Source organism: Pseudomonas sp. NPDC089422 (assembly GCF_044749405.1).
In the GTDB taxonomy this organism is placed as follows: domain Bacteria; phylum Pseudomonadota; class Gammaproteobacteria; order Pseudomonadales; family Pseudomonadaceae; genus Aquipseudomonas.
The window spans coordinates 70,151-82,466 of the sequence record NZ_JBIVHW010000014.1 but is presented as its reverse complement, the minus strand read 5'-3'; the positions used below and the strand labels follow the sequence as shown (position 1 = coordinate 82,466).

Annotated in this window: 9 protein-coding genes; 8 read left to right on the top strand and 1 reads right to left on the bottom strand. The window is 57.5% G+C overall.

What is annotated here, in order from left to right; translation table 11 throughout:
* Positions 1 to 32: 32 nt before the first annotated feature.
* Positions 33 to 344, top strand: a complete 312-nt coding sequence (locus tag ACIPZ8_RS23640) for a hypothetical protein (protein ID WP_400728295.1) — start codon at positions 33 to 35, stop codon at positions 342 to 344.
* Between the two features lie 118 nt (positions 345 to 462).
* Positions 463 to 903 carry a hypothetical protein gene (locus ACIPZ8_RS23635; protein WP_400728292.1) on the top strand — a complete coding sequence of 147 codons (441 nt, stop codon included), beginning with the start codon at positions 463 to 465 and terminating at the stop codon, positions 901 to 903.
* 260 nt (positions 904 to 1,163) lie between these two features.
* Here ACIPZ8_RS23635 and ACIPZ8_RS23630 read toward each other — a convergent pair whose 3' ends face one another.
* On the bottom strand, positions 1,164 to 1,439 hold the full coding sequence (locus ACIPZ8_RS23630) for a helix-turn-helix domain-containing protein (RefSeq protein WP_016487079.1): 276 nt from the start codon (positions 1,437 to 1,439) through the stop codon (positions 1,164 to 1,166).
* Positions 1,440 to 2,233: 794 nt separating this feature from the next.
* Here ACIPZ8_RS23630 and ACIPZ8_RS23625 point away from each other — a divergent pair.
* The 6 genes from ACIPZ8_RS23625 to ACIPZ8_RS23600 all read left to right on the top strand — a co-directional run bounded on the left by ACIPZ8_RS23625 (position 2,234) and on the right by ACIPZ8_RS23600 (position 12,128).
* The gene (locus ACIPZ8_RS23625) at positions 2,234 to 2,995 is read left to right on the top strand and encodes an SIR2 family NAD-dependent protein deacylase (protein WP_400728288.1); all 762 of its coding nucleotides are present in this window, start codon (positions 2,234 to 2,236) and stop codon (positions 2,993 to 2,995) included.
* Positions 2,996 to 3,851: 856 nt separating this feature from the next.
* Positions 3,852 to 4,172 (top strand): hypothetical protein, encoded by a 321-nt coding sequence (locus tag ACIPZ8_RS23620; RefSeq protein WP_400728286.1) that lies wholly within the window; start codon positions 3,852 to 3,854, stop codon positions 4,170 to 4,172.
* A gap of 227 nt (positions 4,173 to 4,399) precedes the next feature.
* Positions 4,400 to 6,049, top strand: coding sequence for a hypothetical protein (locus tag ACIPZ8_RS23615; protein WP_400728284.1), 1,650 nt, complete (start codon positions 4,400 to 4,402; stop codon positions 6,047 to 6,049).
* A 151-nt stretch (positions 6,050 to 6,200) separates the two neighbouring features.
* Complete coding sequence (locus tag ACIPZ8_RS23610) at positions 6,201 to 8,621, top strand: TerB N-terminal domain-containing protein (RefSeq protein ID WP_400728281.1); 2,421 nt, start codon at positions 6,201 to 6,203, stop codon at positions 8,619 to 8,621.
* Positions 8,618 to 9,913 carry an ATP-binding protein gene (locus ACIPZ8_RS23605; RefSeq protein WP_009681866.1) on the top strand — a complete coding sequence of 432 codons (1,296 nt, stop codon included), beginning with the start codon at positions 8,618 to 8,620 and terminating at the stop codon, positions 9,911 to 9,913. The genes ACIPZ8_RS23610 and ACIPZ8_RS23605 overlap by 4 nt, the downstream gene beginning before the upstream one ends.
* Positions 9,888 to 12,128 (top strand): DEAD/DEAH box helicase, encoded by a 2,241-nt coding sequence (locus tag ACIPZ8_RS23600; protein WP_400728277.1) that lies wholly within the window; start codon positions 9,888 to 9,890, stop codon positions 12,126 to 12,128. Before ACIPZ8_RS23605 ends, ACIPZ8_RS23600 begins: the two co-directional genes overlap by 26 nt.
* The last annotated feature ends 188 nt before the right edge of the window (positions 12,129 to 12,316 follow it).

Sequence of the window (12,316 nt, the reverse complement as noted above, 5' to 3'; positions counted from 1 at the left end):
CAGGGATCGACGCCTTTTTCTAGGAGTCAAGAGTGAAAATTACCGGGCGGGTCGAGATTGAGTGCATCACTGATGTCACGTGTGACGTCTGCGGGAATTCTACGCGCCTGGCTGCGGGCAGTTACCAGTATGGAACCCTACAAGCCCGCTGGGGGTATGGCAGCGAACACGACGGCCAGCGATTCGAGGTATACCTCTGTGAGCACTGCTTTTTCCAGACCCTGGCGTACGTGAAGCAAGAGCGACGTGTTCAACAGCTGTTCAGTGATGAGCCGACGGCTGAGTGCGGTGATTTGGGCTTGGTCGCCCAGGACGACTACTTCCAGGACGCGGGCCGCCGCTGACTGGTCGACCCTCAGTCAGCCGCTGGATCCGAATTGGTGGTGGTCTATCTCTCAGCGGGCAGCTCAGAACGGACTGCTGGCATCCCCTACCCCCTAATTGTTAAGGAGGGTCTCGCAGATGCGCGAAATTCGAAAGGCGAGGAATGTTGCCGGCCGAGAGGCGATTTTCCAGTCCAAGGCACAATCCAGAGTCATGACCAGCGGAGATTGGCTGACCTGGCCTGAGCTAAATGCGCTGCTGCCGGCGTTAGCTGAGCAACTCAGCGCCGGCGCTCCTAGCCGGTATTTAGACGGTGTGATCTTCTCTATCAACTACGAGGGCGTGGAGTACTTCCCACGTTTTGCCATCGATGCATGCGCCTTGGCCATTGCGGCCCAGGGAATGCAGGGCGTCATCGCTGTGCTGGCCACCAGGCTGAATGGCTGGGGCATGGCGTTATGGTTCGAATCATCCAATTCGTATTTGGGCGGTAAGCTGCCGAAGGACGTCATATCGTCCGACCCCGACGCGGTGGTTCAAGCCGCACAGGACGAGATAGATGGGGCCTTGCATGGCTAGCGCTACTCGTAGCTAGGCCCATCGCAGCGCCTCGCTCGCTATACCCAAGAGACAAAACCGCTTTATTTAGCGACGCCCTCCTCCATTCAGGCTTCCGGCCGGCAGTCTTCGGCAGTGCTAGTCAGGAATCTTCCACGATTCTCGACACGGTGTCCTGTACAGGCCAATTGAAAAACGGGGAGCAGCGGCGGTGGCCATAGGCATTTTGGATGTAGAAGGGGCCACCTTAGTAGCGCTCATTTTGGGCGGTGAATCGACGGTCAAGGCTTGAGCGCCTCTTTTTTCACCTGTTTGATCAGCCCGTCGAAGCTCACCTCCGGATCTTGGATAAGATACGCAGATACGATGAGGCTGAGTGGGTGGACACCCATGCGGCCGGCCAGCTCTTCAATTTTTTGGATGGTCGGCGACTTGAGTCCGCGTTCGAGGGAGCTGACGTAGGTTCGACTACTGACTACGGCGAAATCTTCCTGGGTCAGATCGTGCGAAATGCGCATGCGCCGCAGTGCTTCACCCAGGGATTCACGGATTTCCATCATCATTCCTCATAAAAGGAATGATGAAGCGCTATCGAACACGATAGGGCTACAACCTATAGTGTTCATTGTGGGATAATTTGAGCTTTCCAGCCCTGGTGACTGGTCGCCTAGGGGTATGCAGCGCTCAGTGGAGCCCGTTTTGATCTATTTGTCCGAATCTCACACCCGTACTGTCCGTACGGGTTCCTATTGTGAAATTGAAGGGATGTGCTTTTGGGTAACCTTGCGGCCGCTTTTCAACGGTGAGAGCGAGCGAGCAGCTGTGGTTGAAGATGCCTACGAACTCAACGTCTTCCTGTCTCAGGCAACGGGCGTCGAGATTGCGCAGGTACAAATGCTATGCCCTCCTTCCATCACCGGTCGTCCGCACTGGAGCCTGGAAGAGCTTCGTAAGATAGTGATTCACCGTGGACTTGAGTCCTCGCAAAGCGCAGTGATTTACGAGACTGCGGTTGCCACCTACAAATTAGGGGATCTCGATTTACGACTGCGGAAACGGTCACACGCGTTGTACTCGGCGCGAAACCTAAACGCGCGAATCACGAGCGCGGCCCCTCCACCTAAGTCTGCAGACGAACCGCAGTTGTACGCGCACTTTTGATGCGGGAACGCACACCGTCGTTGACCGGTGAAGCCCGTCCACACTGCGGTTCCGGCTTTCCAAGCGTAAGCCGTGCTTTTTCGGCACGAGGCCCCGAATTGGCTATTCACCTCATAGAGATAATTCCGATACCGCCTGCGGCCGCTCTCCTGACTGCCTTCCCTGCCCCGCGTTAGGATGATGAATACTCATGAACACCCTAGCAAAAGCAGCAGACGCACTGCGGGATGCGCAACATATCATGGTGTTTACCGGCGCTGGCGTTTCTGCCGGCAGCGGCATTCCGACTTTTCGCGACCGACTGACCGGGTTGTGGGAGCGCCAAGACCCTCAACGGTTAGAAACCGCGAAGGCATTTCGCGAAAATCCGGCGCTGGTTTGGGGCTGGTACCTATGGCGGCGCCAGCAGGTCATGCGGGCTCATCCCAATGCGGCACATCAGGCGATCCACCGGTTATCAGGCAGCGGTCGGAGTGTCACCGTGGTCACTCAGAACGTTGATGATTTGCACGAACGGGCGGGCAATCAGGACGTGCTTCATCTCCATGGCAGCCTGACGCTCCCCAAGTGTTTCGCCTGTCATCGCTTTGTAGCGGGATCGCTGGAATTTCCGAGCATTCCAGCGGAAGGCGCATTGATAGAACCGCCCCGCTGCCGACGGTGCAACGGTCGCTTGCGTCCAGCTTTGGTGTGGTTTGGTGAGGATCTTCCGCCAGGCGCATGGAAAACCGCCAGTGGAACAGCACGACAGTGTGAGGTCATGCTTTCTATCGGGACTTCCGGTGTAGTCCGACCTGCTGCTGACTTACCAGCTATAGCGTTGGCATCTGGTGCAGTGGTCATACACGTCAATACGCTGGATGTATCCATGAACGGGCCGAACGAGATCATGCTGATAGGCCCCGCTGAGAAAGTACTGCCCCATCTGATTGCTCTGGCACTGAACGACTGAGTTGTCGCAGCGCTGTGTTCCACATCGACCAACCACGACAACGGCGCGCCATATGTGCAACATCAGAAACGCCAAGCACCATTAAGCCTATGCTCGCCTCCGGTTGCGCTCTATCCGCCGGCGCCCAGGCAAGCAGGAGCGTTTCAAGACTTTGAGCTCCGCTTCAGGGCATGTTGTCCTTTGCTGGTGTACTGGTGGTGTCTGGATTTTACATGCGGCCACCTGACTATCGACCATTCTCTCAGGAAGCTTCACGCGTAAGCCGCCGGTCCTCTAGCTCTCCGTTAGCTGTTGTACGCGTCAGTGACCGCGGTGAGCTCCACGTCCATATGAATGGCGCGATGTCAGCTGCCACACTACTTGAGATCTAGAGCGACGAAGGCACCGTGCTCCCGACCGGTTTTTCGCTCGAGCGGGATCTGCTGCGCACGTCGACCTGTACATCTCTGGCGTCGTACCTGGGATCCTGGCAGATACTGCACCTGTTGCAGAGAAAGCGTGACAATCTCAATCACATTTCATATTTACGCTTGTACTCAACGTCAATATTTTGCTAGCAGGCCGACCGATTAAGGGGACAAGTTGAGATGAGACCCTGCAGAGGCTCACGGGTGGTTCTCGACCAAATCTGGTCCTGTAGAGAACTTAGCTCGCACCCTGCTGGAATTGACCGAAGCGCTTGCCTCGTCTCATCGTATACGTAAACGTGAAAGCCCAGTTCTATTGCACGAGACATCTGCCGGTGCCAGTAGAATTTTCCATCGCCCATGATCGCGTCCTCGCCTAATAGGAGGTCATAGCGCTGGAGGATGTAGTCGAATAGCACGGTTCGCGAAATTTCGAGAAGCGCTAGGGAATGACGCGTATCTGCCGATCGCCAGGCCTGATGTCGCGCAATGTGTCGGCTACTGACTTCAGGAACGCTGAGCAGTATGACTTTGGTGTAAAAAACCACAGAAGCCTTGGCATCGTCTACCAACGCGATCTCGAAATCGTTGACAATTCCTTCATGCGGCCAATGGTCGACGCGTATCAACCGATAGCCGGGCTGAGCATTGTAGCCCGCGCTTTCACCGATATCCTTGATCCCGTCGACCCGAGTAAGGCGGGCGTAAATCGCAGAGATACGGGGACAACCCACTTCCCCTTGGAGGGATCGCGCCCCACCGTCGAATGAACGGCGTGTAAGCCACTTCACCTTGCGTACCTAGGCGCTTTGCGATAGCGTAAATAGGCGTCGCTACATGGTCGACGCGCTGCCCACCCCTCGAGGCCTCACTGGCCGCAGCGAACCGGACCGAACCATGATCACCACATTATCTTCCGACCTGAGCCTTTCCGGGCATCGGGGATGGCGGGTGGGCGTCTCCGATGTCGCTCCTACTGGAGCAACGGAGAAAACTCATGGTTCCCAACACACCACACGAATCAGTCAAAGTTCAGGCCAAGCGCCTGCGCGACCTGTTCGGTATCGACCTGACCACCGCCAAGTACGTATTGGCGCGAGGGCCGTATGGCTGTACCGACTGGTCGGATCTGTGCACGCGCCTGAGTGAAGACATTCCACTGCAGCACGCCCTGCAGCTGGCAGAGCTGCCCCAATCGCCCATTGCTGCCGCGTACTTGGCAAAACACCTGCGCCGGTTAGCCTCCTCGGTCAGTCAACTGATCCTCACCAACCGCAACCTGCCTTCGCTCTGCGAAGCACTGCGACAAGTCTTCGCAGTCCCGGGCAACCCGGTGACACTGGCGGATGTGTTGCAGCCAATCACGCCGACTGCTTGGCAATCCACCGACCTCAGTCCGGATCCGCTGGCGGTAATCCAGAGCCGGGTCTGTATCAACGGCGTAATACTGCAGTTGATAGGCACCCGCATTTTCTGGCCACGGCTGTTTACCTTTGATGCTGAAATCACTGTCGAGGCACGCACGGCTGAGCCAGTTGGCGATGACCTTATAGTCATGTGGGAAGTCGCACCTTGGTATCAAGCCAGCCGCGATTACCTGCTCGATTACCAACGTAGCAATGACTGGGACGATCTGCCTGAGTTCGTCGAACCGCAGATTGTCGAGAACCCTCGCATGTCGCAGCATCGGCGCTGGCTTGCTCAGTGCCTGAAGGGGTGGTCGCAAGAGCGCCGCTATAACGACGAGGGCGAGGAGTTCATTCCGTTTCTGTACCAGGGCCACGCTTATCTGGTGTTTGGGGTCCCCTGCTCAGAACCGGTTACCTCCTCCCCCTTACGCCGCCAGTATGTCCAATTTGCGGACGACGACAGTAATTGCTATCAGGTGGTCTTGTTCGATGGCCAACTGGCGCAGGTCGAAAAGCTGACGCCCCCAAAATCCGTTGACCGGCATGATTGGGAATACGCCAACTATCACCAAGCGCTGTGTCACGGACTGCTGGGAGGAGCCGCCGCCGCCGGCTGGATTAACGCTCCTGCGAGTGGCTGGGACGACCTGCTGTTCATCTTCCCCGCCAACCACTTCAGCCTGGAGTGCGAGTTGCGGGTGGAGATTAAGCCCGAACCAGACGAAACCCTCTGCACCTTGCAGACCGATAACCCTGACCTGGCCGTGGAAGTGCTGAAGCGTGTGTTCAAGGGCCAGTTCATTCACTACGAGCGTGCTGAACTGGGTGCTAGCTATGCCATGCGCATCGATCTGCAGCCGCACTCTGCCCGCGCAGACCTGAGCCTGTCACTGGTTTTTATCGAAGAGACCGTCTTCCAAAGCGCACATCTGATCGGCCGACGCGTAACGCTGAGCGATGAGCAGGGATCCGCGCTTTACCTCGAGCTCAAACCGGCCTTGCTCAAGCTGGTCCAACGCCAATCGCTGAAGGCCCTGAAGAAGGCTATCTGTGAAGGGCAGATTCTGCGCGTACAGGGCCTACCCGATCAACTGCAGGAGGCGCCCAGAGTGTCGCCCGATGCATCAACGCGCGAACCCTCAGACGCGTGGGAATCCAACCCCCTGACAGAACCGTTCTTCGATGGTGAAGGTCAACTGCTGTTCCGCGCCATCCACTATCAACGCGATAACTTCTAGCCCTGAGCATAGCGACGTAGTACCCCGCTACGTCGCTGTGCGACAGCTCAGTGATTTCATCCAAGCTCTCCCTTCGTCTGTTCCACTTGGCCGGCCTTGAAAAATCCGTAAGAATGTCATTTGGCCATTACCTACTGTACGGAATACTCATATGCCACGGAAGCGCAAAGGGAGCGGCGGCGGGCCGATCGCTCTGTACGCCTTGTTGTTCGTCGTTGCCCTTCTGGCGCAGATTCCAAAACAGGTCTGGATCGCCCTCGGGGTTATCCTGGGCATAGGTGTATTGGTATGGGCCATCAGACGCGCTACCCAGGCAAAGCCTTACGTTCCTGAAGATGACATTGTTGCCGAGATCGCTGCGGCGTCTCGACACGCAACGTCCCCCAGTGTCACTGTCCAGTTCAGCACCAATACCCGCGAACGAGACTTCCATACTGTCCAGGTCGGTTCCTCCAGCGACAGTCAGAGTTACGCCATTCCAAAGCCAAGTGCCAAGCCCGCGGGGGTTCGTTGGCTGGCTGAAAACGAGTCCGTTAACGTGGCTGGGTTGGCCATCCCCGGCGGACTGCTCTACATCACCGAGCGGGCGACTCAATTCGGCCAATCTGAACCGTCCCTGATCGACGCCACGCTTCGTGTCGCGCGCTCACCGATGAACCTCACCGAGCGACAGATGCCGTACTGGCCAAGCTACCGGAGCATCACGCCCGAGGCGCGGCGAGCGTACCTGCAATGGTTGGCAGGAGGTCGTCGCCAGCCTGCTGAAGCGGGTTATGTGTTCCTGTTTTTCTATGGGCTTGAACGCCGTGCGCTGATCGATGCATCGACCGATCCTCAGGCCAAGGCAGAAATCCCGGCCATCAAGGCCGAGGTCGAGCGTTTACTTGGTCTTTACGGCGATAACAATTCTTTCCGCGGTTACGCTACCCGTTTCCTCGCTCATATCGACGCGGGCGCTGTTCTGCCTCAGAGCTACCTAAGCGAGCCCGGCGCCAGGCCCGCAGATGGGTATGAGCTGCCCATGTCCCTGCGCGTTGCGCTGGGACAGATGGCCGTGGACAAGTATCCGCTTAATTCGAGCTGGGCATTGGCCTGGGCACTTGCAGAGCCCAACATCTCCAGGCGCACACCTGTGACGCGGTGTCCCGAGCAATTCGCAGCGCTCTTCAAACACGAATTCGCGAAGCGCTATCCCAACGGCATTGTGCTGCCCCAGAACAAGACCAAGCTGAAGGTCGCCTATCGACCCGCTTCTGCCGGATTGAATATTCCGGCAGTGGCCGTAGGTGACCTTCCTGATGTCGCGGCGACCTCAGGAACGCGTAACAAGCTGCAGGTCATTGTCGAGGACTGCACCACCGTACTCGACGCTTTCAGTCGGTACCTAGGGCGTAATCCAGACGCCGGAGATAGCCTGGAAGCCATCCTGCAGTTGCCAACCGAACTCTGGCCTACTGAGGCAAAAGCAGAGCTCGAACAGTTGGAGCAACGCGTCGGGGGCGAAACCATCTGCATGAGTTTCGGAGAGCTGGCAGGTCGATTCAAATCGGCCGGCGCGCTTTCCCGTGACAAAGTGATCGCCCTTGCCCGGGCGTTGGAGAGCAAGCGGATCGGATTGGAACCCGACGTCCTGTCTGGCAGCCGCACCCCCAAGTCTGAAGACACCATCGCGCTGTTCGCGGCGGACTCTGACGAGGGCACGCTTCGCTCTACCGATGCCTACAGCGCCGCAGCAGTGACGTTAGACCTGGCCAGTGCAGTCGCTGCAGCAGACGGTGACACCTCGCTTGAAGAAGTAAGTCTGCTGTCAGGCCACATTGACTCGTGGGATCACCTCTGCATCGCGCATCGCAAACGCCTGAAAGCGCACCTCCAAATTCAGCTGAAGCAACCGCCCACGCTGGCAAGCCTCAAGAAGAAGCTTGAGCCCTTGACCCTCGAGGCCAAACGAAAAATTGCCAGCTTCCTGGCCCACCTGGCACATGCGGATGGCGAGGTGACGCCGCAGGAAGTGAAGCTGCTTGAGCGCGTGTACAAATCGCTCGCTCTCGATCCGCAGTTCGTCTACAGCGATCTCCATAGTGCAGCCGTTCGCCCTTCCCAGGCCATGGAGGCAATGCCTTCGACTGTCGCGCCGGCGACTGCGGCGGAGGCGTCAGAAGGCATGGGTTCAGGCTTCGCACTGGACATGAGCAAGGTCGCTCGTCTGCAACAAGAAACGGCAGAGGTGTCGGCGCTTCTGGCCAGCGTCTTCAATGAAGAGTCTCCCACCGAAACATCTGGCGCCTCGGAACCAGAAACGCTTCAAGATCAGGAGGGCAGTAGCGCCGAACAGCTTGCTACCGTTCATGGTTTGGACGTCGAGCATTCTGCCTTCCTCCGCCTGTTGGTTTCTCGGACTGAATGGAGCCGCGCTGAGCTGGAAGACGCAGCCAGTGATATGGAACTGATGCTGGATGGCGCCCTGGAACGGATCAACGACACAGCATTTGAGCTGTTCGACATGCCCGTGACTGAAGGCGATGAACCCATCGAAATCAACCCCGAAATTCTGGATGAATTAGCCCTATGAGTAAAATACGAGCCAAGGATCGCGACGCGGTCATTCAATCGCTGCGTGCGGGTGTTGTGCCCCGTGTAGGGCAGCACCTGATCCAGGTAGGTCGGGCGGGTGAACTCGATTCGCTGCTCAAGGATGTGGATCGTCTCGCAGATGGCGGCTCCGCATTCCGCGTCGTCGTTGGCGAGTATGGCGCGGGTAAAACCTTCTTCCTCAACCTGGTTCGCGGCATCGCAATGGAGCGCAAGCTCGTCACCATGCACGCTGATTTGAATCCGGACCGTCGTCTTCATGCTTCGGGTGGTCAGGCGCGATCCCTTTACTCCGAACTGGCCAAGAACATGGCCACGCGCACCAAACCCGATGGCGGCGCGCTCCAGGGTATCGTTGAGAAATTCATTTCCCAGGCTAAAACGGAAGCTAAGGCTAAAGGTGTTGAGAGCGAGGTCGTCATTCGTGAGTACCTGGCGGAGCTCACCGAAATGGTCAACGGTTATGACTTTGCCGACGTCATTGCTGCCTATTGCCGCGGTTTCGAGGAAGGCAATGAGCAGCTTAAGGCTGATGCCATCCGCTGGCTGCGCGGGGAATTTTCCACCAAGACCGATGCCCGCGCTGCGCTAGGCGTCCGCACGATCGTCGACGATGCCTCCGTTTACGATCAATTGAAATTGCTGTCGCGGTTCGTGCGTCTGGCTGGCTTCGGCGGACTGATGGTGTGCCTGGATGAGTTAGTCAACCTGTACAAACTGGCGAACACTCAGGCCCGGAATGCCAACTACGAACAGATTCTTCGGATCCTCAATGATTCGTTGCAGGGCTCGGCTGAAGGCCTGGGCTTTGTGCTGGGCGGCACGCCAGAGTTTCTGATGGACACGCGTCGGGGGCTCTACAGCTATCCTGCCCTGCAATCGCGTCTCGCAGAAAACAGCTTTGCGAAGTCTGGACTGGTTGACCTTTCTGGGCCTGTCATTCGGCTCAGCAGCCTGACCCCTGAAGACTTCTACGTGCTGCTGCAGAAGCTGCGCAATGTCTATGCCTTCGGCGAAGCTGAGAAGTTCTTGCTGCCGGACGAAGCCATCCCAGCGTTTATGGCGCACTGCAACCAGCGCTTGGGCGAGGCCTATTTCCGGACGCCGCGCACGACCATTACCGCTTTCATCAACCTGCTCGCGGTCATCGAGCAGAACCCTACAGCGGACTGGCGCACCTTGCTGGGCGCGGTGGAGCTGGCCAAGGATGAGGCTGGCCAACAGGATCTTGAAGTTGAGGCCGACGATGAGCTCGCCAGCTTCAAGCTCTGACTCTTCTTCGTTTGAGCGTCTTCATCCCGAGGTTCAGCAATGGGTCTGGTCACAGGGGTGGACGTCGTTACGTGATGCCCAAGAGTGGGCGGTACCAGCGTTGGTGGGCGCTGATCGCGATGTGATCATTGCAGCGTCTACCGCAGCAGGCAAAACGGAGGCCGCATTCCTCCCTATCCTGACCAACCTGCTCAACGACCGCGAGCCCGCCGGCGCAGTGCTATATATCAGCCCACTCAAGGCACTGATCAATGACCAATGGGACAGGCTCAGCCGGCTGTGCGAGCGGCTAGAGCTGCCCGTCGTTGCCTGGCATGGTGATGTGGCAGCAAGCAAGAAACAACGGTTCCTGAAATCCCCTGAGGGCATCTTGCTGATCACGCCGGAGTCCCTCGAAGCCCTCTTCGTAAACAGGGGCTCAAGTTTGCCCGGGGCTTTTCAGAACCTGCGCTACATCGTCATCGATGAGCTTCATGCCTTCATTGGCAGTGAGCGCGGTAAGCAACTGCAATCGCTCATGGAACGGGTTGAGATCGTCGTAGGCAGGGCGCTGCCTCGCGTAGGACTTTCCGCGACGCTTGGGGAGATGTCGCTGGCCCGGAAGTTTCTGAGGCCGGTTCGCCCCGATGACATCACCATCATTGAGTCGAAATCCTCTAACCAAGAACTCCAGGTGCAAGTCCGCGGCTACCTTGAACAGCCCATGCAGCAATTGGTGGAGGGTCACTCGGTAAATGCATCAATAGATGAAGGCGACGAACAGGAGGAGACCTCTGGCACCAAGGTGGCAATTGCAGGCCATCTGTACAAGGTGCTGAGAGGGCACAACAACCTGATCTTCCCCAACAGGCGCCAAGAGGTTGAATGGTTTGCCGACCGACTGCGCTCACTGTGCGATAACGATGGCGTGCCAAACGAGTTCTGGCCGCACCACGGTAGCTTGTCCAAGGAGCTGCGCCAGGATGCCGAGCGCGCGTTGAAGGCGGGAGATCCTCCTGCTTCTGCCGTATGCACTACCACCCTGGAGCTGGGTATCGACATCGGTAACATCCGGACGGTCGCACAGATCGGTTCCCCACCCTCTGTGGCAAGTCTCAGGCAACGGCTTGGCCGCTCGGGTCGTCGACCCGGTGAGCCTGCAATGCTCAGGGCGTACTGCCGAGAGCGCCCCTTAACGGATCAGTCTGATCTCTCCGATCAGTTGCGTGAGGGCCTTGTCCAAACGGTCGCTATGATCCGCTTGCTGATCGGTGGATGGTTTGAACCACCTCGGTCGGGAGGCTTGCACGCCTCGACACTGGTGCAGCAGTGCTTGTCGTCAATTGCTCAGCTCGGCGGTGCCTCGGCAGCGCAATTATGGGGAAATCTCATAGCAAGCGGCAGTTTTGCGAGCGTCACCAAGCCTGATTTCCTGTCTTTGCTGAAAGGTATGGGTGAGAAAGAGCTGATCGTCCAGGACAGCTCAGGACTTCTGCTGCCAGGCGAACTCGGGGAGCGATTGATCAACCACTATGAGCTCTACACTGCATTCACGAGCGATGAAGAGTTTCGTTTACTCAGGGATGGCAAGCCACTTGGCTCGCTGCCCGTCAGCAAACCCCTGACCAAGGGGCAACGCATCATTTTCGGCGGCAGACGTTGGCAGGTTCAGAGTGTCGACCTGGAAGCGAAGGTGATCGTAGTCACGCCGGCGCGGGGCGGCGAGCCCCCTCAGTTTGATGGGCTAGGTGCGCAGGTGGATGATCGCGTCAGGCTTGAAATGCGAAACGTGCTGATGGAAACCACCCCCTGTCCTTTCCTGGACAAGCACGCTCAAGCCCTTCTAGAGGAGGCTCGGAGTAACTTCCGTGCCCTCGGATTGGGTAGCACGGCAATTGTTGGCTCCGCCAGTGTCAGCTACGTGGCGACCTGGCGAGGGGACTACACCAACGATGCGCTGGCCTTGCTGCTCCGGCATGTGGGCATTCACTGTGAAAACACAGGGCTCTTCCTGGAAGTTGCATTCAGTGACGAGGATACGTTGCGAGCGTTGCGCGTGGTCGGTCAATTGGATATTTCAGATGTAGAGCCCATCTTGGAGAGCGTCGAAAACATGATCCGAGAGAAATGGGATTGGGCCCTTCCCCGCTCGCTCCTAATAAAGTCATTTGCCTCAAGCCATCTTGATCTCCAGGCCGCGGTTTTAACAGCACGACTTCTTGGCGAAGAGGCGTAGCGCGAGGCGAGCGCACCATGGCGCCTCCTCTCCTAGGATTTAGGCCTTAGGCCTTGTTGGATGAATCGAAATCATCTACGATCTTTTCATAAACCACTTGGTTAGGAGTCAGCACGGGAGCTGATTTCGCCTTGGGATATGCGAAAGCACATAAAAACCACCTTTTGGGTGGTTTTTTTGTGCCTGCT

What these genes read in the sequence shown, in the direction of transcription:
- ACIPZ8_RS23635 (WP_400728292.1), top strand. Translation starts at nt 463, where the DNA reads ATGCGCGAAATTCGAAAGGCGAGGAATGTTGCCGGCCGAGAGGCGATT.
- ACIPZ8_RS23630 (WP_016487079.1), bottom strand. Translation starts at nt 1,439, where the DNA reads ATGGAAATCCGTGAATCCCTGGGTGAAGCACTGCGGCGCATGCGCATT.
- ACIPZ8_RS23625 (WP_400728288.1), top strand. Translation starts at nt 2,234, where the DNA reads ATGAACACCCTAGCAAAAGCAGCAGACGCACTGCGGGATGCGCAACAT.
- ACIPZ8_RS23620 (WP_400728286.1), top strand. Translation starts at nt 3,852, where the DNA reads ATGACGCGTATCTGCCGATCGCCAGGCCTGATGTCGCGCAATGTGTCG.
- ACIPZ8_RS23615 (WP_400728284.1), top strand. Translation starts at nt 4,400, where the DNA reads ATGGTTCCCAACACACCACACGAATCAGTCAAAGTTCAGGCCAAGCGC.
- ACIPZ8_RS23610 (WP_400728281.1), top strand. Translation starts at nt 6,201, where the DNA reads ATGCCACGGAAGCGCAAAGGGAGCGGCGGCGGGCCGATCGCTCTGTAC.
- ACIPZ8_RS23605 (WP_009681866.1), top strand. Translation starts at nt 8,618, where the DNA reads ATGAGTAAAATACGAGCCAAGGATCGCGACGCGGTCATTCAATCGCTG.
- ACIPZ8_RS23600 (WP_400728277.1), top strand. Translation starts at nt 9,888, where the DNA reads ATGAGCTCGCCAGCTTCAAGCTCTGACTCTTCTTCGTTTGAGCGTCTT.